Consider the following 21565-nt stretch of genomic DNA (forward strand, 5'->3'; position numbering starts at 1 on the left):
CACGGGCAGGAGGGTGCGGTGAAGAACGAGTCGCACGGGGAGCGGGCGGACCGCAACTTCGCCGAACTCCTGCAGGGCGCCCGCGTGGCGGTCACCGGCGTCCAGGTGTTGTTCGCGTTCCTGCTGACGGTGCCGTTCTCGCCGGGGTTCACCCGGATCGACGCGGTCGACCAGTGGCTCTACTACGCGGCGCTGGTCAGCGCCGCACTCGCGTCCATCTGGTACATCGCGCCGACCGCGCAGCACCGCGTGCTGTTCCGGCAGGGGCGCAAGGAGACGCTCGTACGCCGCTCGAACCGTTACGGCCTGGCCGGCGCGCTGGCCCTGGCCGTGTCGATGACCACGGCCACCATGTTCGTGATCGACCACCTGTTCGACGCCGCTCTGGCGGGGGTCACCGCGGGACTGCTGGCCCTGCTGGCGTTGTGGACCTGGTTCGGCCAGCCGGCGCTCACCCGGGCGGATCAGTCGCCGGACGGCATGCCCGAGCCGTCGTCGGGCGGCGCCGACGACCCCCGGGCGTAGGAGGCCCGGGCCACCATGTATGCCGCGACCGACACGGTGATCATCTGGGAGATCCCGGCCAGCAGCAGCGTGCCCGCGATCGCCCACGTGGGCCGGTGCAGCCACATGGCGAACAACACCAGCAGCACGCCCAGCACCTGCGGTTTCGTGCCGGCGTGCATGCGGTCCAGGGTCGTGCGGAACCGTACGAGGCCGACGCCGGCCGCCAGCGCCAGCACCGACCCCAGCAGCAGGCAGGCCGCCGAGGCCACGTCGAGCGGGCTCATCGCGAGGTCCCCGAGAAGAACCGGGCCAGCGACACCGAGCCGACGAACCCCAGCAGCGACAGCACCAGCAGGATCGGCAGGTCCGAGTAGTCGTCCATGACCACCGCGAACGCCCCGGCGCCGCACATCGCCATGGCCGTCAGCACGTCGAGCGCCACCGCCCGGTCCAGCATGGACGGCCCCCGCCCCAGCCGGTAGAGCGTGGCCACGGCCCCGCAGCCGAGCAGCCCGATCACCACCAGATACACCGTCGTCATCGCAATTCCTCCCTGTCGGCCCGGGTGCCGAAGGCCTCGACGATGCGCCGCTCCAGCGCCGTGATGTCGGCCCGTACGGCCTCGGTGACCTCGCCGGGCAGCCCCAGCACGTGCACCGCCAGCTCGCGCTCGTCGGGGTAGAACTCCGCCACCAGGCTGCCGGGCACGGACGTGATGGCGACCATGGTGAAGACGATCATGGACTCCGACGACGTGCGCAGCCGCACGCGTACGACCTGCGTCGGCGGCTGACCTGGGTGGACGACCCAGTACACCACCCGCGCGGTCGAGACCACCGTCTCCCTGGCGAACCAGAGCAGGAACCGCACCAGGCCGGCCGGGTTGACCCTGATGCCGGGGTCGACGGCGGGCAGCGGCAGCAGCCAGGTCACCACGAATCCGGCGGCCAGCCCGCCGATCACGTTGCCCGCGCTGAGCTCTCCCCACAACGCCGTCCACACCAGCGCCAGCCAGGCGACCAGCGGCAGCGGCACCCGCCTGCCGAACAGCCGCGGCGCCAGCACGTTCAGGTTCACCGTTGCCTCCCCAGGACCGCCGTGATGTACGGCTCGCGCGCCATGAGCTCGTCCGCCGCCCGCCCGGCCAGCGCCGACAGCGGCCCGGCCAGCACCGTGAACGACAGCCCGAGCACCACCAGCGCCGTCACCGACACGGCCAGCGCCGCAGGCAGCGACGTCGTGGTCACCGTCGGGTCCTCGCCGGTGTCCTCCTCGCTCTCCACGACCGTGCCCACCCGTTCGGCGCGCACGCCGCTCCAGAACGCCCTGTTCCACACCTTGGCGATGGCGTACAGCGTGAGCAGGCTCGTGACCAGGCCCGCGGCCACCAGCGTGACCGGCAGCCAGCCGCCCGCCGCCAGCCCGGCCTGGACCAGCAGCAGCTTGCCCAGGAAGCCCGACATGGGCGGGATGCCCGACAGGTTCATGGCGGGCACGAAGAACAGCACCGCGATCAGCGGCGTGGCCTTCATCAGCCCTCCGATCCCGGTGACCGACGTCGTTCCGGTGCGCCGCTCGACCATCCCCGCCACCAAGAACAGGCTCGTCTGCACGGTGATGTGGTGCACCACGTAGAAGATCGCGCCCGCCATCCCGGCCCGCGTGGACAACCCCACCCCGAAGACCATGTAGCCGATGTGGCTGACCAGCGTGAACGAGAGCATGCGCTTGAGGTCGGTCTGCGCCACCGCGCCCAGCACGCCCACCAGCATGGTGGCCAGCGCCAGCCACATCAGCAGCGTCGACACCGGCCCGCCGGGGAACAGCAGCGCCTCCAGCCTGATGATCGAGTAGACGCCGACCTTGGTGAGCAGCCCGGCGAACACGGCCGTCGCGGGGGCCGGCGCGGTCGGGTAGGAGTCGGGCAGCCAGGCCGACATGGGGAAGATCGCCGCCTTGATCGCGAACGCCAGCAGCAACGTCAGCTCCACCAGCAGTTTGACCTGCTCCGGCAGGCCGGGGAAACGCTCGGCCAGCTGCGCCAGCGCCAGCGTGCCCGTGGCGCCGTAGGTGATCGCCAGCGCCACCAGGAACAACATCGACGAGGCGAGGGCCATCAACGTGTACGTCGCGCCGGCCCGGATCCTGGCGTCGGTGCCGCCGAACGTGAGCAGCACGTACGAACCGCTCAGCAGCAGCTCGAACGCCACGAACATGTTGAACAGGTCGCCGGACAGGAACGCGTCCGCCACGCCGGCCACCATCACCAGGAAGGCCGGATGGAAGATCGCCATGGGAGCGTCGTGCTCCTGCTCGTCGTAGGCGTTGGCGACCGAGTACACCATGACGCAGAACGTCACCGCCGACGACACCACCAGCACCAGCGTCGACAGGCGGTCGGCGACCAGGCAGATGCCGATCGGCGACGGCCATCCGCCGATGTAGGTGACCAGCGGGCCGCGCGACTCGGCCGCCACCAGCAGCACCACGGACACGGCGAGCGACACGCCGAGGGTGACGAGGCTGATGAGCGACTGCAGCCGCCGCAGCCGCCCGCCGATGGCCAGCTTCACGCCGGCGGCCAGCAGCGGCAGCAGCACGGGCAGGCAGACGAGGCGCTCCACGGGAAGGAACGGCTCCACACTCACTCCCCTTCCGCGCCGAACCGGCGGCCCACCACGCGGCCCACCACGCGGCCCATCATGCGGCCCACCACGCGGCCCATCATGCGGCCCACCACGCGGCCCATCATGCGGCCCACCGGGCGCTCCACCAGGCAGCTCTCCACGCCGTCCACGCGGCCCATCAGTCGTCGCCCTCCAGGTCGGGGTCCTGCGCGAGCGCCTGGCGCTCGCGTTCCTCCCTGATGGCCGCCCGCATCTGCCTGCGCGCCTCCCGCTGCCGCGCCCGCAACCTTCTGCGCAGCTCCTTCTCCTCGGCCGCCTGCGCCGCCCGCCGGCGGGTGTGCTCCTTGCGCAGCTCCTCGATGCGCTCCAGGTTGTCGCCGGCTCCTGCCTCCTCCTGCAGTCCGACGTCCTCGAAGCGCCGGTGCAGCTCCTCCTCCGACAACCCCTGCTCGCGGCCCTGGCGCATCCACTCCTCGAGCTCCTCGTACACCCGGGACAGGCGCTGCTCCAGGTCGGCCTCCTGCAGCCGCTCCCGTTCGGCCTGCTCGGCCTGCAGGTTCGCCAGCTCGGCCCGCTGCCGGACAACCAACCGGCGATAGTCGTCCACCCTGCGGCGCACCGCGTCGCCCAGCTCGCCGCGCCGCGACAGCAGCCGTACGCGCCGGTCCTCGGTGTCGTCCTGGACCTCGTCACTGCCGGTGAGCTGCCACGTCCTGTGCACCATGGCCAGCAGGAACGCCGTCGCGCCCATGGTGATCACGATGGCGGTGAGCACTATGGCCTGCGGCAGCGGGTCGGCCATCCGGCCGGGCGGTGTGACCCCCAGGATGGGCGGGCCCCCGGCGCTGCTGCCCGCGGTGACGATCAGCAGGTTCACGCCGTTGCCGAGGACGATGACGCCGGCGAGCGTACGTACCAGGCTCCTTTCGAGCAGCAGCGTCGCGCCCGTCGTGAGGAGCACGAAGCAGGCCAGGAACGGCGCCAGGGATACCATCACGCGCCCTCCTCCGCGTCGATCTGGCGGTCCAGCTCGGCGCCGAGACCGCGCAGCACGTCCTGCACCATGCCGATCACCGAGATGTAGACACCGAGGTCGAACAGCAGCCCGGTGGACAGGTGCACATGCCCGACGAGCGGCACGCTCACGTCCGTGTCCAGCATGTCCAGCGCCGCCGAGCCGAACAGCAGCCCGATCGCCGCCGTGCCCGTCGACAACGTCAGCCCGACGCCCATCAGCACGCCCGCGTGCACCGGCACCGCCACGGCCAATTCGTTCCGCCCGCCGGCCAGGTAGCGCACGGTGATCGCCAGCCCGGCCACGATGCCGCCGGCGAACCCGCCGCCGACCCCGCTGTGCCCCACGAACAGCAGGAACACCGACAGCAGCAGCACCGTGTGGAACGTCAGCCTGGCCACCACGTCGAACGCCAGCGCCCGCGGCCCGCGCGGAAGCGTGGAGGCCAGCCAGTGCGGCTCCGCCGCCGGGTGCTCCGCCTCGGCCGGCTCGATCCGGTACGACCTGCGCCGCAGGAACACGAGGCTCGTCACGCCCAGGGTGAGCACCACGAGCACCGTGCTCTCACCCAGCGTGTCCCAGGCGCGGATGTCGACGATCAGCGCGGTGACGATGTTGCGCGCGCCCGCCTCCTCGGCCGCGGACGCCATGTGCGCCCCGACCGGTACGACGTCGCGGGCGCTCGACGCCAGCATGCCCGCGCCCGTGACCACCGCGCCCACGGCCAGCCCCAGCCCCAGCCTGACCGGGAACGGCAGCCGTCCCCTGCCCGAGTCGATCGGCAGCCGCCGCAGCACCAGGGCGAAGACGACCAGCAGCAGCGTCTCGGCCAGGAACTGGGTGAGCGCCAGGTCGGGCGAGCCGTGCGCGAGGAACAGCAGCGCGGTCCCGTACCCGAGCATGCCCACGACGACGGCGAGATGGATGGAGGCGCGGACGAGCAGCGCCAGCACGGCCGCCGCCAGCACCAGCAGGGCGATGACGGGCTGCCCCGGCCGCTGCCAGGCGACGATCGGCACGTCCAGGCGCGGCCCGCCCCCGTAGACGATGGAGAACACGCCGACGCCGACCGCGGCCAGCATGGTGAGCATGAGGTAGTCGGGCACCGAGCCGCGCTGCACGAGCCCGGTCAGCTGGACGGCGAAGCGGTCGAGGCGGCGTACGATGATCCAGAAGACCTGGCTGGAGTCCAGCACCGGCAGCATCGTCCCCGCCCTGGCCACCGGCTCCCTGGCCGCGAACAACAGCACGCCCGCCGCCAGCGCCGCCACCGACAGCAGCAGCGGCGGGCCGAACCCGCTCCACACCACGAGGTGGGTCTCGTGCCCGGGATCGCGCAGGGCCTCCGTGTAGGGCGACATCGCCTCCGCGTACGACGAGGCCGCCGGCGCCAGCGCCAGGCCCAGCACCGACAGCAGCGCGGCGGGCACGAACATGGCCGCGGGCACGCGGCTCACCGGCCGCTCCGCCACCCCCGGCTTGGCGGCGAACGCCCCCCACAGGAAGCGCAGGGAGTAGGCCGCCGTCAAGGCCGACCCGGCCACCACGCCCGCCAGCGCGAACGGCGTGTCGAGCAGCGACTCCAGCGCCGCCTCCTTGGCGGCGAACCCCACGAGCGGCGGCAGGCCCGCCATCGACGCCGCCGCGAGCGCCGCCGCCGCGCACACCCACGGCATCGCCCGGCCCATCCCGCTGAGCTCGCCCGTCTCGCGGCTGCCCGCCGCGTGGTCGACGATGCCCACCACCAGGAACAGTGACGCCTTGAACAGCGCGTGCGCCACCAGCATGGCGGCCCCTGCCAGCGCCGTCCCCCGCGTGCCCGCGCCGAACAGGGCCACCAGGAAGCCGAGCTGGCTGACCGTGCCGTAGGCCAGCAGCCGCTTCAGATCCGTCTCGCGCAGCGCCCGCCAGCCGCCGAGCACCATCGTGACCAGCCCGAGCGGCACGGCCACCGCCCGCCACAGCGTGACGTCGCCGAACGCCGGCCCGAGCCTGGCCACCAGGTACACGCCCGCCTTCACCATGGCCGCCGCGTGCAGGTACGCCGACACGGGCGTGGGCGCGGCCATCGCGGCGGGCAGCCACGTGCTGAACGGGAAGATCGCCGACTTGGCCAGCGCGCCCGCCAGCACCAGCACCAGCGCGGCCGCCCCGGCCGCCGGGGGATCGGCGACGATGGCCGACACCTGGTACGTGCCCGCCGCCTGTCCGACCAGCACGAACCCGGCCAGCATGCACAACCCGCCGAACGTGGTGACCATCAGCGCCTTCATCGCCGCCTGCCTGCTCACCCGGCTCTCCGGGTGGTACCCGATCAGCAGGTAGGAGAAGACGGTGGTGAGCTCCCAGAACACGTACAGAAGGAGCAGGTTGTCGGCCGTCACCAGCCCCAGCATCGACCCGGCGAAGGCCACCATGACGCCGCCGTAGCGGCCGAGCCCGTCGTCGTCCGCCGGCAGGTACGCGGCGCTGTAGACCAGCACCAGCACGCCGACGCCCGACACCAGCGCCATCATCACCACGGACAGCTGGTCGGCGCGGAAGGCCAGCTCCATCTGCATCACCGGCGCCCACACGGTGGACTCGGCCGCCGGCAGCCCCCGGATCGCCACCCACAGCGTGAAGGCGAAGGCGGCGGCCGGCGGCACGGCCAGCACGACGAGGGATCCGCGCCCCATGCGGGTGGCCAGCCAGGGAGCGCAGACCGCCGCCACCGCGTGCAGGATCAGCAGCAGCTCCATGGGCTCCTCGGGTGGGAGATTCCGGTTACGTCCGCCCAATCTCTCCCGTCGTGCCGCCGCGGGCGCGCAGGCACGACCGGGGTTGACCCGAACCTCACCACTCCCACACCGATGGGTGGGACGCGGGGTCAGCCCCCCGGACGCGCGCTCACCCCGGAGCCGTCAGCTCCGTGGACGTGCGCTCAGCCGACCTCGTCAGCGCGTCAGCCGGCGGCGTCGACGCGCCGGCGCACCTCGTCGGCCAGTTGCCCGAGCGACCGGTCGAGCAGCTCGCGCACCTCGTCGGCGTGGGTCCCCGAGCCGGGCTCGTCGAGCAGCGAGATGTGCACGGTCACCTCGCTCGTGCCGCTCGCCGAGTCGGACACCTGCAGCCAGCCGGCGTAGCCGGGATTGTCGCGCCCGCCCCACTCCACCCGCAGCTGCTCGTCGGAGGCACGGAGCAAGCCCTCGTGCGTGCCCGTGCCGGGAACCAGGTCGCCGCCCGCCTCCACGGTGCCGGGGCCGCTGCCGGTCACCGTCAGGCCCTGCGGCAGCCACCTGTCCATGATCTCCACGTCGGACGCGACGCCGTACACGATCATGCTGTCGGCCGGCATGCCGCGCGTCGCCTCGAACTCCGCCATCGCAACCCCCTGAACAATGCTCCCGCCGTACCCGCGTGATGTGCGGGCAAACAGCCGCCGGAGCGCCGGGCCCTGCCGCTACCGTTGCTGTCGGCGCGAGTCCGTGCGGCGAGGGGAGCGGGGCGATGGCGGAGTTGCCACGGGTGCCGCCGGAGATGTTCCGGTTCACCACCACCGAGCGGGCCGACCTGCACACCGCCGTGCTGTGCGCCTTCGGCGAGGCCAACGAGCGGCTGGAGACGGCGCTGACGTCGGAGGAGGTCCGCGAGCGGCTGCGGGCGATCGGATGGTACGCCCCGGTCGCCGACCACGACCTGTCCGGCACGCTCAAGCAGCTCGCCGGCTGGGGGCTGCTCGACGTGATCTTCAACCACGCCGGCACCTTCGCCACCGCCGAGGAGTACGAACGCAAGAACCTGCAGTACTCGCTGACCAGGCGCGGCGAGGCGGCGTTCGCCGGGGTGCAGCACGCGATGGCGATGCTGGCCTCGGCGGGCGCCCTGCAGACCGCGGTCCTCGACGCCGTCGCCGACCGGCTGGGGGAGCTGGAGACGCTGTTGCGCGACCCCGATCCCGGGCGCAACCGGCGCGTCTTCACCTGCCTGCAGGAGCTGGAGGGCCACCTCGACGGCCTGCGCAACAACACCAAACGGTTCAACGGCGAGCTGCAGCGGCTGCTGCGCCTCGAAGGCGCCGACCTCGCCACGTTCCACGAGGTCAAGTCGGCCACGGTGGCCTACCTTCAGGAGTTCGTGACCAACCTGGAGCAGCGCGGCGACACCATCGCCGCCGCCCTGGAGAAGGTCGAGGAGCACGGCGTCAGCGTGCTGCACGCACGGGCGCTCGACGGCGCCGACCTGCCGAGGGTGCCCGGCACCGACCACGCCACCCCGTGGCTGGCGGCGCGGGCGGCCAAATGGGACGGGCTGCGGTCGTGGTTCGCCCGGCACGACGGCTCGGGTGACGGCACCGGTGAACCCGTCGTGCCGCGCGTGCGGCACCTGCACGACGTGGCCAGGCGGGCGATCGTGGCGCTGCTGCAGGTGCTCGACCGGATCACCGACTCCCGCCGCCGCTCCTCCAGCGCCGCCGCCGACTTCCGTACGCTGGCCCGCTGGTTCGCCACCGCGCCCGCCGAGGACGACGCGCACCGGCTGTGGGACGCGGCGTTCGGGCTCGGCTCCGCCCGCCACGCGCACCTCGGGCACCCCGACGCCGAGCTGATCCCCCCTGGGGTCCCCTGGTCGGAGGCCGAGCCCGTGGAGGTGTCGGCGCTGCTGCGCTCGCGCGGTCGCACCGAGCGGATGGGGCGCACGGGCAAGGTCCGCGACGTGGCCGAGCTGCGGGCCGGGCGCCGCGCGCGGGCCGAGAAGGAACGCGCCGAGCTGGAGGCCGCCTGGGCCGCGCTGGCCACCACGGGGACCGTACGGCTGTCGCAGCTGGGGGAGCTCGACCACGAGGCGTTCGGGCGGCTGCTCGACCTGCTCGGCCGGGCCCTCGCCGAACGCCCCGACGCGACCGGCGTGCGGCGGGCCGTCACCTCCGACGGGCGTGTCGAGATCGTGCTCAGGGCGCCCGGCGACGGGGCCGTGGCGGTGCTGCGTACGTCCGAAGGGTGGTTCCGCGGCCCCGACTACCTCATCGACGTGCGCGCGCTCGGCGACTCCCACGCCGGCCGGTCCGCGGCCGGATCCCGGGCGGCGGGCGCATGAGCAGCCTCGCCAACCAGCTCGTCAGGGCCGAGAAGGAGGAGATCGCCCGGGCGATCAGGACCCTGCTCGGCCGGCCGCTCGTGTCCCTGCAGAGCGACCCCGCCGCCTTCGACCTGATCAGGAAACGCCGCCAGCCGCTCATCCAGTGGTTCGACTACTTCTGCGGCTGGCGGCTGGTCGTCGAGCCACGCCAGGGCTACGCCCGGCTGGTCAAGATCAGGACCAGGCCGAGCGCCACCCGGCCCGCCCGCCGGCGGCGTGCCACCAGGGCGCCCTTCGACCGCCGCCGCTACACGCTGTTCTGCCTGTGCGCGGCCGAGCTGCTCACCTCGCCCGTCACCACGATCGGCATGCTCGCCCAGCGGGTCGTGCAGGCGGCCGCCGTCGAGGCCGGCGTGCCCGCGTTCGACCCGGTCAAGGCCGCAGAACGGGCCGCCCTCGTCGACGCGCTCAAGCTGCTCGAACACCACGGCGCGATCACCGTCATGGACGGCACGACCGACTCCTACCTCGACGACGAGGACGCCAAGGTGCTCTACCGGGTCGACACCACCCGCGTGATCAGGCTGCTCGCCGCGCCCGTGCCGCCGTCCCGGATCGCCGCCCGCGCCGCCGAGGAACCGGACCCCGGCACGCTCGCCGAGCTCACCGCGGCCCTCACCACCGAGAGCCGCTACGGCGGCGACGAGCCCACCGAGACCCAGCGCAACCTGTGGGCCCGCCACTCGCTCATCCGGCGGCTGCTCGACGAGCCCGTCGTCTACCGCGCCGACCTGAGCGGCGCCGAGTCCGACTACGCCGCCTCGCTCACCGGCCGCCAGATCCTGCGCCGCGCCGCCGAGGAGGCCGGCTTCGTGCTGGAGGAGCGGGCCGAGGGGTTCCTGCTCGTCGACCCCGACGGCACCGCCACCGACACGAGGTTCCCCGACGACGGCAGCCACGCCAAGGTGGCCGCCCTGCTGCTGCTCGACCTGCTCGTCTCCGCCGGTCCCGTCACCGCCCGGCGGCTCGACGCCGAGGCCAACGGGCTGCTGCGCCGGTTCCCGCAGTGGGCGAAGGCGTACCAGTCCGACGGCGGCGGGGCGCGGCTGGCCGCCGACGCGCTGGACGTGCTCACGATGTTCGGGCTGGCCCGCCGCACGGGTGACCGGGTCGCCGCCCTGCCCGCCGCGGCCCGCTACCGGGTCGATCGCGGCACGGCCGTCCAGGAGGATGCATGACAGTCACCGAGCTCACACCCGCGCACGCCGCGCAGGTCGTGGAGGACCGCTGGGTTCCCGTACGCGCGGGCATCCTCAACGTGTGGCGCTACTACGACGAGGTGTTCGAGTTCCACCGGGGCCGGCTGCTGCTGCGCGGGCCCAACGGCAGCGGCAAGTCCAAGGTGCTGGAGCTGCTGCTCCCGTACCTGCTCGACGCCAGCCTCAAGCCGAGCAGGCTGTCGACGTTCGGCGGCACCGAACGCACCATGCACTGGAACCTCATGGGCGACGGCGCCGCCGGCGCCACCCGGGTCGGCTACGTGTGGATCGAGTTCCGGCACTCCGGCGGCCGCTGGTTCACCTGCGGCGCCCGGCTCCAGGCCACCGTCCACACCAAGAACGTCACCGCCGCCTACTTCACGACCGAGGCCCGTGTCGACACCGCTGACGGCATCCGGCTCAGCGGCGAGAGCGGCCAGCCGCTGACCAAGGCCCAGCTCGCCGAGGAACTCGGCACGTCGGGCACGGTGCACGAGTCCGCCGACGCCTACCGCACGGTCGTGCGCCAGACCCTCTACCGGGGGCTCAACGAGCAGCGCTACGACTCTCTGCTCACCGCGCTGCGCCAGTTGCGCACCCCCAAGCTGTCCGAACGCCTCGATCCCGGGCTGCTGTCGGAGCTGCTGTCCAGCGCGCTGCCGCCGCTCGGCGAGGGCGAGATCCACGAGATCGCGGAGGGGTTCGAGCGGCTCGACCGGCAGCGCGAGGAACTGCGGCTGCTCGACCGCGACGTGGAGGAAGCCGACCGGCTGGCCGCCCGTCAACGCGGATACGCCCAGCGCGTCCTGCGGGCCGCCGCGGCGGCCGTCACGTCCGCCGGCTACACGCTGGACTCGCTGGCCGCCGAGGTGCGGAACAAGCGGGAGGCGCTCAAGGGGGCCGAGGGCGAGCTGGAGGCCGCCACCGTGCGGCTGGCCGAGGAGGAGTCGCAGGAACTGGCGCTGACCGCGCAGATCGAGGGGCTCAAGGAGAGCGAGGCCTACCAGGCCGGGGGCGAGCTGCACCGGCTGCGTACGGAGGCGCAGTCCGCGCACGAGACGGCGGCCCGGCAGCGCGACCAGGCCGGGACTGCGGCCCGCGCCGCCGCCGCCAAGGAGGAACTGGCCGCCCGGGCCCAGGACGGCGCCCGTACGGCCGCCGCGCTGGCCGACCGCGCCAGGGGCGAGGCCCGCAGGGCGGCGGAACGCGCCGGCCTGCTCGGCGTCCACGAGGAGAGCGAACGCGCCGCCCACAGCGCTGGTCACGGCGCTGGTCACGGCGCTGGTCACGGCGCTGGTCACGGCGCTGGTCACGGCGCTGGTCACGGCGCTGGTCACGGGGCTGCTCAGGACGCCGCCCATGGTGCCGGCCACGGTGCCGGGGGCGAGGTGGGCTCCCCGCCGGGCGGGCCGGACGGCGAGCAGGGCGGCGAGCCAGATGGTGCGCAGGACGGGGAGGAGGACGTACGCAGGGCGCGGGAGCTGCTGCGTGCCGCCGTGTCCAGCCGCGCCGCCCAGATCAGGGAGGTCCGGGCGGGCATCGCCGGGCACCAGGAGGCCGTCAACCGCCGCGCCACCGCCGAGCAGGACCGCGACGACGCCAGGGACGACCTCGGCGCCGCCAGGGCCGCCCACGACCAGGCCGAACGCCTGCGCGACGAGCGGGCCCGCGACCTCGCCACGGCTCTGGCCGAGTGGGCGGGCGGCTGCACCCAGCTCCAGCTCGACCCCGGCGAGCTGGCCGACCTGGCCGAACGGTTCGAGCAGGCGGACGAGCTGGTCGGCGCCGCCCGCACCGCCGCGGCCGTCCGCTACGCCGCCCGGGAGCAGCACCTGACGGGGCTGCGCGACCGGCTGGTCGCCGAACGGGCCGACCTCACCAAGGAACGCGAACGCCTCAACGACCAGACCGTCCTGGATCCGCCCGCCCCGCACACCCGCACCGCGAGCCGGAAGGGCCGTCCGGGCGCGCCGCTGTGGCGGGCCGTGGCGTTCAGGTCGGGTCTCGACCCGGTCGCGCAGGCGGGCGTGGAGGCCGCGCTCGAAGCGGCCGGGCTGCTCGACCTGTGGCTGCTGCCCGACGGCGGGTTCGACGCGGGCGAGCACGACGCCTTCGCCGTGGCCTCGCTGGCCAAGCCCGCGCCCGGCTACAGCCTCGCCCACGTGCTGTTCACGGAGGCGGACTCGCCGGTGCCCGCCGACACGGTGTTGTCGGGCATCGCGTTCGCGCCCAGCGCGATCGGCGTCGACCATCCGGCCGTCATCGGCGCCGACGGCACCTGGCGGCTCGGACTCGCGGCGGGCCGCTGGGTCAAGCCCGAACCCTCCTACATCGGCGCCACCGCCCGCGAACGCGCCCGGCGCCGCCGTATCGCCGAACTCGACGACCGGCTCGGGGAACTGGCGGGCACCATCGCCGAGTGCGACCACCTGCTCGCCGTGGTCGAGGGCGACCGCGACACGCTCGCCGCCGAGCTGCGGCGCCGGCCCGACAGGACACCGTACGCCGAGGCGGTGCAGGAGCTCGACGGCGCGGTACGACGGGTGGCGCTGCTGGAGGACCGTCTCCACGCCTGCGAGCAGCGCCTGCACGAGCGCGAGCAGGACGTCGCCAGGTCGCTGCGGCGGCTCACCGAGCTGGCCGCGAGCCACGCGCTGCCCACGGGCCCGCCCGCGCTCGACAACCTGGAAGACGCCCTGCGCACCGCCGAGATGACCGGCACCGTCTGGCACGACCGGCGCGCCGCCGCCCGCGCCGCCAGGGAACGCGCCGGGCACGCGCGCGAGACGGCCCGCGAGTACGAGGCGCTGGCCGTGGCCGCCGTCGAACGCGCCGAGGAGGCCGCGGCCGCCGCCGTCGTGCTGGCAGAGAAGCTGGCCGCGGTCGAGTCCACGGTCGGCGCCGAGCACCACCGGGTCCTCGGGCAACTCCAGGACGCCCAGACCGCCTACCACGCCTGCCGCCGGCTCATCAAGTCGGTCAACGAGAGCCTGGCCCAGCTCAACGCCAGGCTCGGCCGGCTCAGGGGAGAGCTGGGCACGGCGGAGGAGCGGCACGCCGAGGCCGGGCGCACGCGGGACGAGGTGTCCGAACGGTTTCGGCGGCTGGCGGCCGGGCACCTGCCGGCGGACGCGCGGGTGACGGTCGAGCCGGCCGCGGGCACCGGGGTCAGGGCGGTGCTGGAGTCGGCCAGGGCCGTCGCCGAGCAGCTGTCGTCCGTGCCGTACGAGCTGAAGAACGTCAGGGAGGCCGAGGCACGGCTGCAGGACGCCTTCCACCACGCCAGGGAGATCCTCGCCGACCGGGCCGACCTGGAGCTGGCACCCGACGACGACGTGCAGATGCTGACCGCCACCGTCAGCGGCGTGCGGGCGGGGGCCGCGGCCCTCAGCGCGGCGCTGCGCAAGGAGCGCGACGAGCGGCGTTCCGACATCACCGAGGCGGAGCGCGACCTGTTCGACCGGACGCTGGCCGGCGACACACGCCGGCACCTGGCCGACCGCATCAGGCAGGCGAGCGCGCTGGTCGAGGGCATGAACCAGCGCCTCGAACGGGTCCGCACCGCCTCGCGGGTGGCCGTGCGGCTGGTCTGGCAGGTCGATCCCGCCCAGTCGGCCGGCACCCGCGCCGCCCGCGACCTGCTGCTGCGCGACCCCGCCGGGCTGAGCGAGGCCGACAAGGAGGCCCTTTACGTCTTCTTCAGGGACCGCGTGGAGGAGGCGCGGGCCGACAACTCGTCGGCGAGCTGGGAGGACCAGCTGATGAAGGTGCTCGACTACACCTCCTGGCACCGGTTCGTGGTCAGGCTGGAGCGGGGCGACGGTCAGGGCTGGCAAGACCTCACCAGGAAGCTGCACGGGGCGCTGTCCGGCGGGGAGAAGGCGATCGCGCTGCACCTGCCGTTGTTCGCCGCGGTGGCCGCGCACTACCAGACCGACCCGGGGTGCCCGCGCTTCATCCTGCTCGACGAGGTGTTCGTCGGGGTCGACAGGACCAACCGCGGGCAGGTGTTCGACCTGCTGGTCGACCTGGGGCTGGACCTGGTGCTCACGTCCGACCACGAGTGGTGCGAATACCGGGAGCTGGACGGCATCGCGATCCACCAGCTCATCACGGGGGACGGCGACGACGCGGTGACCACGGCCAGGTTCGTCTGGAACGGCTACCGTACGGTGCCGGCCGAATGACCGTGCCCGACCGGTTGCGCGTCCCCGAGCTTCGGCCGGTGTGGCTGGCGCTGCACGAGCGGCTCTCGTCCGGCCGCCCCGTCAGCCGGGTCAGGGTGACGGGCCTGGCCGACGGGCAGCAGGCGGCCGTCGCCGACCTGCTCGGCCTCGACCGCTACCCCGGCCCTTCGATCACCATCGAGGTGTCCCGGCTGGCGGCCGTGCTCGGCGGGCTCGACGTGCGCGCCGTCACCGAGGAGATCGCCGGCCCGCTCGGCGACCGCCGGCGCAGACGCGAGGAGCGGGAACAGGAGCGGGCGGCGCTGGACGCCTGGTTCGCCGCGCACCCCGTGGTCGTGGCCGAGCCCGCGCTGCTCGCCCTGCCGGCCGCGCGCGCCGGCCGCGACCTGATGGAGCGGGCCCTGGCCGTGCTGGCGGCGCTGCCCGCCGCGGGACGGCCGCTGGCGGCGGTGGCCGCCGACGTGACTGGCGACCCGCACGCCCTGGACGACGGCACGCGGCTGTCGTCGCTGGTGCTGAAGGCGCTGTCGGTGCTCTACGACGTGCCCGCGCCGGAGGGCGCGCAGGCCAGGCGGGCGCTGTGGGAGCGGGCGGGGGTGGCCTGCGACGCGCTGTCGACGACGGTGCTGGTCGCCGGCTTACGGCCGGCCGGTGAGGAGCCCCTGGCCAGAGCCCTGCGCGTCTGGGACGGCAGGCCCAGCGTGATCACCCTGGCACAGCTGCACGACACGCAGGAGCTGCGGGTGCGCGAGCGGGTCGTCTGGGTGGTGGAGAACCCGACCGTGCTCGCGCTGGCCGAGCAGCGCCTCGGCGGCGACTGCCCGCCCATGGTGTGCACCTCCGGCTGGCCGAACAGCGCCGTCATCCGCCTGCTCCGGGCGTTTCCGCGGGACGTCAGGCTGCGGTATCACGGCGACTTCGACGGGGAGGGCCTGCGGATCGCCGCCTACACCATGGCCAAGACCGGGGCGGAACCGTGGCGGATGTCCGCCGGCGACTATCTACGCGCTCTCGCGGACCGCCCTCCGTCCGGCCCTCCGTCCGGCCCTCCGTCCGGCCCTCCGTCCGGCCCTCCGTCCGGCCCTCCGTCCGGCCCTCCGTCCGGCCCTCCGTCCGGCCCGCCGTCCGGCCCGCCGCCGGGCCGGGTGACCGACGCCCCCTGGGACCCCGGCCTGGCCCCGGCCCTGCGCTCGCACGGGCTCGCCGTGCCCGAGGAACTGGTCGCGGAGTGCCTGCTCGCCGACCTGGCCGCCGCCGTCAGCCCTCGAAGCGGACGGTCGCGTCGGTGTCGGTGATGCGCGGCACGTGTACGGACAGGCCGTTGATGCTGCCCCGGGTGCCCGCGCCGAGGGTGGTGGCCGCGCCGGAACTCGTCGACTGGATCGTGACGGCGTGGAACATGCCGGCGAGGTGCACCTTGGAGACCCGTACGTCGGACAGGCGGAAGCGGGGGTCGATGGGGAAGGTCACCGGTTCGGTGATGGTGAGTGTGCAGGTGCCGTCGTAGCAGTCCTTCAGGTCGTTCTTCGCGTCGGCGCTCGCGGGTGCGGCGAGTGCCGCCCCCGGGAGCATGCAGGCGGCGAGGGTCAGGGCGGTGATGGCCTTCCTGGGCATACGCTCTCCTCAGTTCGTTCCGGATCCGGCGCCTGGTGTGCCGGTACGGTCACTCTCCGTGGTGAGAAGCGTGCCCGAGATCGGACACGGTTAGGCAACAATGTGTGCTGCCATGGATTCCCAGAAGCGAGGGAAGAGCTTACCTTGGTATGGGAGCGCTCCCAAAAACCGAGAGATGTGATGCGCATGCCCCTCCGCCACGGGTGCCCGCCCGCGACGCCGATCCGGACGGCGGAGCACCTGCTGCCCTCGGTGCCCGCCGGCGTCGGCGAGGCGCGCGATCTGGTCCGCGCCGACCTGACCGCGTGGGGCCACGACGACATACTCGACGACTGCCTCGTCATCGTCAGCGAACTCGTCACCAACGCCGTCGTGCACGGCGGGTCGGCGTACGCGCTGCGCCTGGAGGACCACGACGGCCGCCTCTACGGCGAGGTGTTCGACCCGGGCGACGGCCTGCCGCGTCCACGTGCCCCCGCACCCGACACACCGTCGGGCCGGGGCCTGCAGATCGTCGCCGCGATCGCCGACGAGTGGGGCGTACGGGCGGCCGACGGCGGCAAGGTCGTGTGGTTCTCGGTCACCTGTACCGCGTCGGCGGGCGTGACGGCTCTTCAGCCGATCAGATCCAACCGCGCCGGGTCGCCTCCATCGCCACCTGGAAGCGGGTCCGCGCCCCCAGCCGCCGCATCAGCTTCGTGATGTGCCGCTGCACCGTGCGCTCGCTCCACCCCAGCGCCCGGCTCGCCGCGCGGTCCGTCGCACCCGCAGCCAGCAGGGTGAGCAACCGTTCCTCGTCGTCCGACAGCTCTCCGCCAGGGGCCGTCATGCGGACGGGGACGCTGCGCTCCCACAGAGCCTCGAACAGCGCCACCAGGGCGTCGAGCAACGGTGACGGATGGATGAGGTACGACGCCGTGACCGTGTCGTCGCCGGCCCGCAGCAGCGGGATGATGGCCAGCCGGTCGTCGGAGATGGCCAGCTTCATCGGCAGGTCGGCGGCGATCCTGGCCTGTTCCCCGTGCTGCATGCCGGCCGTCACGTCCTCCAGCCAGCCGGGGAGATCCAGCACGCTGGTGTCGTAGATGACGCGATATTTCACACCACGGCGGAGCAGGTTGAGCTCGATCGGGTTCGACTCGGCGTGCTGCTGGGGAGCCGCGTACGGCGGCCGGTCGAACCCGCGCACCTGAGCCCGCGTGTCCTGCTGCATCCGCACCCAGCGGTGGTTGACCTCGTCGCGGCCCGAGACCACCTCGATCAGCTCGCCCGGGTGGGCGAAACGGGTGCCGGCGCGGTAGACGTCCATCAGCGATCTGATGTGGGAGCGCACCCCGTCCAGCTCGCGTTCGCGTTCGCGCAGGATCGCCTCCAGGCTGCTGTCGGGCGAGACCGCCACGTAACGGACCGGCCGGCCGGCCGAGCGGGTGGCCAGACCCAGCTCCACCAGCGACTGCAGGATGCGCCGCGCGGCCGTGGCGGGAAGGTGGCAGTCGTCGGCGATCTCGGTCGCCGTCGCCTGCGTCCGGCGGACCAGGGTGTCGTACACCTCCTCGTCCTGAGGGCCGAGTCCGATGGCCTCGAGCACGCCGCTCCTCCTGAATGTCGGGATCACGTCATGTGACGGAAACTCGTCACAAACCGATCTTGTCAGGAAATATCGGGAGATGTCAGCGTTCCAGGTGCACCATCGGCCCACGTGGCCACAGCACCGAAGGAGCACCATGCCGCCATCCTCCCGACGATCCGCCACGCGTCGCCTGCTCGCCTCACTGTTACCGGCCGTCATGCTCGGCGCGCTGGCAGCGGGCCCGGCCGCGGCGGAGACCCGTACCGCGGAGCCGGAGGCCCCACCGAAGATCGACCAGAAGCTGACCGCGCAGCTCAAGAGCGCCGACGCGCGCGTCGAAGCGGCCGTCGTGCTGCGCGCCCCCCACACGCCGCCCGGCGCGCCGGAGTCCCGCGCCGAGGCGCGGGACACGCTGCGGCGCAGCGCCGAGGCCAGCCAGAACCCCGTGGTCCGGCTCGTCACCTCACGCGGCGACCAGGTGGTCAACACCTTCTGGCTGAAGAACATGGTCCTGGTACAGGCCACGCAGGGCACGCTGAACGCCCTGGCGGAGCTCGAGACGGTCGAGCGCATCATCCCCAACTTCACCTTGACCGCGCCCGACCCCGGGAAGGGCGCCACCACCAAGGCCGCGGGAACCTCCACGTGGGGCATCGCCAAGATCGGCGCCGACCGGGTGAGCAGCGAGCGCGGGCTCACCGGCAAGGGCGTGCGCGTGGCCGTGCTCGACACCGGCATCGACATCACGCACCCCGACCTGCAGGGCAAGCTCGCCACCGCCGACCCCTCGGACCCGAGGCATCCGGGCGGCTGGATCGAGTTCGGCCGTGACGGCATGCCGGTGGCCTCGGAGCCGCACGACAGCAGTTCTCACGGGACGCATGTGGCGGGCACGATCGCGGGCGGCGACGCCTCCGGCACCCGCATCGGCGTGGCGCCCGGCGTCAGCCTGATGGGCGCCCTGGTCATCCCCGGCGGGCAGGGCACCTTCGCCCAGGTGATCGCCGGCATGCAGTGGGCGATCGCGCCGTTCGCGGCCGACGGGACCAAGGTGGGCGAGCCGGCCGACATCGTCAGCATGTCGCTGGGCGGCGAGGGCTACGCCGACGAGATGATCCAGCCGGCCAGGAACATCTACTACGCGGGCGCGTTCCCGTCGTTCGCCATCGGCAACAACTGCCGTCCCGGCGCGTCGGGCAGCCCGGGCAACGTGTACGAGTCCGTGGCCGTGGGCGCGACCGACGCCGACGACAACGTGCCCGGCTTCTCCTGCGGCGGGGTGGTCAACCGGACCGACTGGTTCGACGCCCCGCCCGAGTGGCCGGACTCGTACGTCGTGCCCGACGTGTCGGCGCCCGGCGTCGAGGTGCTGTCGTCCATGCCCGGGGGCGGGTACCAGGCGCTCAACGGCACCTCGATGGCCACACCGCACGTGTCGGGCACGGTCGCGCTCATGATGGAGGCCCGTCCTGACCTGACCGTGGACGCCGCGCTGGACATCCTGACCGGCACGGCCGTCTCCGACGACCGCTACGGCCCACGCCCCAACCCCCGCGTCGGCGCCGGCCGGATCGACGCCTACGCCGCCGTCGCGGAGGCCGCGCTCGAAAGCGGCGTGCGCGGTGTCGTCACCGACGCACGTACCCGCAGGCCGCTGGCCGGCGTGAAGGTGGCCAGGACGGACGGGCGCAGCGTCGAGACCGGCGAGGACGGGCGTTTCGAGCTGCGGCTGCCCGAGGGAAGGCACCGTCTGACGCTGTCCCGGTTCGGCTACGAGGACCGCACGGAGACCGTACGCGTCCGGGCCGGCCATCTCTCCGACGAGCGCATCAAACTGGAGCGTACGAGCTGGGGCACGCTGTCCGGGCGGGTGACCTACGGGCCGACCGGGTCGACGGTGCCCGGCGCCACGGTCACGGTGCTCGACGTGCCCGACGACCTGTCGGCCACCACCGACAAGCACGGCCGCTACACCATCAAGGACGTCCCCTACGGCGACGGCTACCGCGTCTCCGCGAACGCCCCCGGCATCTCGCGGTCGGAGCCCGTGCGGACGAACGTCGGCAGGGGCAGGAACACCGCCGACCTGACCCTCCCACGGCGTCCCGGCACCGAACGGGTGTCGCTGGGTACCGACGGCCGCCAGGCCAACCACGAGACGTGGTGGCCGGAGCTGAGCGGGGACGGGAACGTCGTGGTGTACGCCAGCTTCGCCTCCAACCTCGTCGGTGACGAGGACACCAACGGCGAACTGGACATCTTCGCCACCGACCTGCGGACCAGGACGACCGAGCGGGTGTCGGTGCCGACCGGCGGAGGCCTGGGCGACTCGTTCTCCCTGTCGCCGACGGTCAGCCACGACGGAAGGTTCGTCGGCTTCACCAGCGGGTCGACCAACCTGGTGCCCGGCGACACGAACGGGCAGACCGACGCGTTCGTGCGTGACCGGCAGACCGGCACGACCGAGCGGATCTCCCTGTCGTCCGAGGGCGCCCAGGGCGACGGGATCTCCGGCGCGCCGGACTTCTCGTCGGACGGCCGGTTCGCCGTCTTCGTCAGCGACGCCGCCAACCTCGTGCCCGGCGACACGAACGGCCGCGCCGACATCTTCCTGCGCGACCGCCAGGCCGGCACGACCGAGCGGATCTCCGTCGCCCACGACGGGTCGCAGGCGGGCGACCAGTCCCGCGAGCCGTCCATCAGCGCCGACGGCCGTTTCGTGGCCTTCCAGAGCGACGCGGACGGCCTCGTCCCCGGCGATGACAACGGCCAGACGGACGTCTTCGTCCTCGACCGCGAAACCGGCGCGCTCAAGCTGGTCGTGGTCCCGCATCCGGAGACCGACACCAGGTCCCCGGTGCTCAGCGCCGACGGCAACGCGCTGGCCTTCACCAACGGCGTCGGGCTCGGCCAGATCTATGTCCAGGACCTCACGACCGGCACGTCGACGCTGGTGTCGGCGAACAAGGACGGAGGCGAGGCCTCCAACATGTCGTTCGCGCCGTCGCTCAGCGCCGACGGGGGCCTGGTCGCCTTCTACAGTCTCGCCGACGACATCGTCGAAGGAGACACCAACAGGTCGAACGACGTGTTCGTCCGCGACGTCGCGGCCGGCACCAGCAGGAAGATCTCAGGAGCTCCCAAGGGAGCCGAGGGCGACGGCGGGGCCGACCTGCCGTCCATCAGCGCCGACGGAAGGTACGTGGCCTTCGAGAGCTCCGCGGGGAACCTCGTCGAAGGAGACACCAACCACCGCTCCGACGTCTTCGTGCACGACCTGGCCCCTGGCCCCGAGCCGCTGTTCGCACCGGGCGAGCTGAAGATCACCCCGGAGCACTCCCGGTCGGGGCGCGTACGGGTGCGGGCCCAGGTGAAGAACGTGGGGGAGCGGGCCGGCGAGTACGCGGCCGTCCTGCGCGTGAACGGCCAGGAGGACCAGAGCAGGACCCTGTCCCTGCGGCCGGACAAGAGCGGGCGGGTCTCGTTCGACGTACGGCGTGGCGAGCCCGGCACGTACACCGTCGACCTCGGGCCCCTGTCGGGACGGTTCACGGTCCGCCACTGACGACCGACCGGCCGGGCCGCGCGGCGCGAAGCGGCCCGGCCGGCCGGTCACCGGCCCGGCCGGCGCGGTCACCGGCGCGGTCACCGGCGCGGTCACCGGCGCGGTCACCGGCGCGGTCACCGGCGCGGTCACCGGCGCGGTCACCGGCGCGGTCACCGGCGCG

General features: G+C 73.3%; 17 protein-coding genes. 7 read left to right on the forward strand and 10 right to left on the reverse strand.

The features are described 5' to 3' along the window. The first annotated feature begins 18 nt into the window (after nucleotides 1–18). The gene (locus tag E1295_RS18645) at nucleotides 19–525 is read left to right on the forward strand and encodes a DUF6328 family protein (protein WP_132631595.1); all 507 of its coding nucleotides are present in this window, start codon (nucleotides 19–21) and stop codon (nucleotides 523–525) included. Here the strand turns inward: E1295_RS18645 and mnhG are convergent. The 8 genes from mnhG to E1295_RS18680 all read right to left on the reverse strand — a co-directional run bounded on the left by mnhG (nucleotide 465) and on the right by E1295_RS18680 (nucleotide 7513). Next, nucleotides 465–791, reverse strand: a complete 327-nt coding sequence (mnhG, locus tag E1295_RS18650) for a monovalent cation/H(+) antiporter subunit G (RefSeq protein WP_132631596.1) — start codon at nucleotides 789–791, stop codon at nucleotides 465–467. The genes E1295_RS18645 and mnhG overlap by 61 nt on opposite strands. Further along, nucleotides 788–1048, reverse strand: coding sequence for an MrpF/PhaF family protein (locus tag E1295_RS18655; protein ID WP_132631597.1), 261 nt, complete (start codon nucleotides 1046–1048; stop codon nucleotides 788–790). The genes mnhG and E1295_RS18655 overlap by 4 nt, the downstream gene beginning before the upstream one ends. Beyond that, nucleotides 1045–1584: a Na+/H+ antiporter subunit E gene (locus E1295_RS18660; RefSeq protein ID WP_132631598.1), complete on the reverse strand. Its 540-nt coding sequence runs from the start codon at nucleotides 1582–1584 to the stop codon at nucleotides 1045–1047. The genes E1295_RS18655 and E1295_RS18660 overlap by 4 nt, the downstream gene beginning before the upstream one ends. Then, entirely contained in the window at nucleotides 1581–3149 is a 1569-nt protein-coding gene (locus E1295_RS18665) for a Na+/H+ antiporter subunit D (RefSeq protein WP_246080125.1), read from the reverse strand. The genes E1295_RS18660 and E1295_RS18665 overlap by 4 nt, the downstream gene beginning before the upstream one ends. 2 nt (nucleotides 3150–3151) lie before the next feature. Continuing rightward, a complete protein-coding gene (locus tag E1295_RS48760; RefSeq protein WP_166427294.1) occupies nucleotides 3152–3313 on the reverse strand; it encodes a hypothetical protein in 162 nt (53 codons plus the stop codon). Then, nucleotides 3313–4128: a Na(+)/H(+) antiporter subunit C gene (locus E1295_RS18670; protein ID WP_132631625.1), complete on the reverse strand. Its 816-nt coding sequence runs from the start codon at nucleotides 4126–4128 to the stop codon at nucleotides 3313–3315. The genes E1295_RS48760 and E1295_RS18670 overlap by 1 nt, the downstream gene beginning before the upstream one ends. After that, entirely contained in the window at nucleotides 4128–6890 is a 2763-nt protein-coding gene (locus E1295_RS18675; RefSeq protein WP_132631599.1) for a Na+/H+ antiporter subunit A, read from the reverse strand. The genes E1295_RS18670 and E1295_RS18675 overlap by 1 nt, the downstream gene beginning before the upstream one ends. A gap of 203 nt (nucleotides 6891–7093) precedes the next feature. After that, complete coding sequence (locus tag E1295_RS18680) at nucleotides 7094–7513, reverse strand: SRPBCC family protein (protein WP_132631600.1); 420 nt, start codon at nucleotides 7511–7513, stop codon at nucleotides 7094–7096. A 125-nt stretch (nucleotides 7514–7638) separates the two neighbouring features. On the opposite strand from E1295_RS18680, the gene E1295_RS18685 reads away from it, so the two are divergent. The 4 genes from E1295_RS18685 to E1295_RS18700 are packed head-to-tail and all read left to right on the forward strand — an operon-like array spanning nucleotide 7639 to nucleotide 15948. Further along, entirely contained in the window at nucleotides 7639–9225 is a 1587-nt protein-coding gene (locus E1295_RS18685) for a TIGR02677 family protein (protein WP_132631601.1), read from the forward strand. Continuing rightward, entirely contained in the window at nucleotides 9222–10445 is a 1224-nt protein-coding gene (locus E1295_RS18690) for a TIGR02678 family protein (protein ID WP_132631602.1), read from the forward strand. The genes E1295_RS18685 and E1295_RS18690 overlap by 4 nt, the downstream gene beginning before the upstream one ends. Further along, a complete protein-coding gene (locus E1295_RS18695) occupies nucleotides 10442–14653 on the forward strand; it encodes a TIGR02680 family protein (RefSeq protein ID WP_132631603.1) in 4212 nt (1403 codons plus the stop codon). Before E1295_RS18690 ends, E1295_RS18695 begins: the two co-directional genes overlap by 4 nt. Further along, nucleotides 14650–15948 (forward strand): TIGR02679 family protein, encoded by a 1299-nt coding sequence (locus E1295_RS18700; protein ID WP_132631604.1) that lies wholly within the window; start codon nucleotides 14650–14652, stop codon nucleotides 15946–15948. The genes E1295_RS18695 and E1295_RS18700 overlap by 4 nt, the downstream gene beginning before the upstream one ends. On the opposite strand, the gene E1295_RS18705 is transcribed toward E1295_RS18700, so the two are convergent. Next, nucleotides 15911–16267 carry a hypothetical protein gene (locus E1295_RS18705; RefSeq protein ID WP_132631605.1) on the reverse strand — a complete coding sequence of 119 codons (357 nt, stop codon included), beginning with the start codon at nucleotides 16265–16267 and terminating at the stop codon, nucleotides 15911–15913. The genes E1295_RS18700 and E1295_RS18705 overlap by 38 nt on opposite strands. A gap of 186 nt (nucleotides 16268–16453) precedes the next feature. On the opposite strand from E1295_RS18705, the gene E1295_RS18710 reads away from it, so the two are divergent. Beyond that, entirely contained in the window at nucleotides 16454–16969 is a 516-nt protein-coding gene (locus tag E1295_RS18710) for an ATP-binding protein (protein WP_132631606.1), read from the forward strand. Here the strand turns inward: E1295_RS18710 and E1295_RS18715 are convergent. Further along, the gene (locus tag E1295_RS18715) at nucleotides 16890–17855 is read right to left on the reverse strand and encodes a helix-turn-helix transcriptional regulator (protein ID WP_166427295.1); all 966 of its coding nucleotides are present in this window, start codon (nucleotides 17853–17855) and stop codon (nucleotides 16890–16892) included. The two genes, E1295_RS18710 and E1295_RS18715, sit on opposite strands and share 80 nt — an antisense overlap. Nucleotides 17856–17991: 136 nt before the next feature. On the opposite strand from E1295_RS18715, the gene E1295_RS18720 reads away from it, so the two are divergent. Continuing rightward, entirely contained in the window at nucleotides 17992–21402 is a 3411-nt protein-coding gene (locus E1295_RS18720; protein WP_166427296.1) for a S8 family serine peptidase, read from the forward strand. Nucleotides 21403–21565 lie beyond the last annotated feature (163 nt).

Origin of the sequence: Nonomuraea mesophila (assembly GCF_004352805.1) — a bacterium.
GTDB classification, from domain to species: domain Bacteria; phylum Actinomycetota; class Actinomycetes; order Streptosporangiales; family Streptosporangiaceae; genus Nonomuraea; species Nonomuraea longispora.

Bases quoted from the DNA above. Each gene is read 5' to 3' on its own strand.
- mnhG (WP_132631596.1), bottom strand. From the start codon at position 791: ATGAGCCCGCTCGACGTGGCCTCGGCGGCCTGCCTGCTGCTGGGGTCG.
- E1295_RS18655 (WP_132631597.1), bottom strand. From the start codon at position 1,048: ATGACGACGGTGTATCTGGTGGTGATCGGGCTGCTCGGCTGCGGGGCC.
- E1295_RS48760 (WP_166427294.1), bottom strand. From the start codon at position 3,313: ATGGGCCGCGTGGACGGCGTGGAGAGCTGCCTGGTGGAGCGCCCGGTG.
- E1295_RS18670 (WP_132631625.1), bottom strand. From the start codon at position 4,128: ATGGTATCCCTGGCGCCGTTCCTGGCCTGCTTCGTGCTCCTCACGACG.
- E1295_RS18675 (WP_132631599.1), bottom strand. From the start codon at position 6,890: ATGGAGCTGCTGCTGATCCTGCACGCGGTGGCGGCGGTCTGCGCTCCC.
- E1295_RS18680 (WP_132631600.1), bottom strand. From the start codon at position 7,513: ATGGCGGAGTTCGAGGCGACGCGCGGCATGCCGGCCGACAGCATGATC.
- E1295_RS18685 (WP_132631601.1), top strand. From the start codon at position 7,639: ATGGCGGAGTTGCCACGGGTGCCGCCGGAGATGTTCCGGTTCACCACC.
- E1295_RS18690 (WP_132631602.1), top strand. From the start codon at position 9,222: ATGAGCAGCCTCGCCAACCAGCTCGTCAGGGCCGAGAAGGAGGAGATC.
- E1295_RS18695 (WP_132631603.1), top strand. From the start codon at position 10,442: ATGACAGTCACCGAGCTCACACCCGCGCACGCCGCGCAGGTCGTGGAG.
- E1295_RS18700 (WP_132631604.1), top strand. From the start codon at position 14,650: ATGACCGTGCCCGACCGGTTGCGCGTCCCCGAGCTTCGGCCGGTGTGG.
- E1295_RS18705 (WP_132631605.1), bottom strand. From the start codon at position 16,267: ATGCCCAGGAAGGCCATCACCGCCCTGACCCTCGCCGCCTGCATGCTC.
- E1295_RS18710 (WP_132631606.1), top strand. From the start codon at position 16,454: ATGCCCCTCCGCCACGGGTGCCCGCCCGCGACGCCGATCCGGACGGCG.
- E1295_RS18720 (WP_166427296.1), top strand. From the start codon at position 17,992: ATGCCGCCATCCTCCCGACGATCCGCCACGCGTCGCCTGCTCGCCTCA.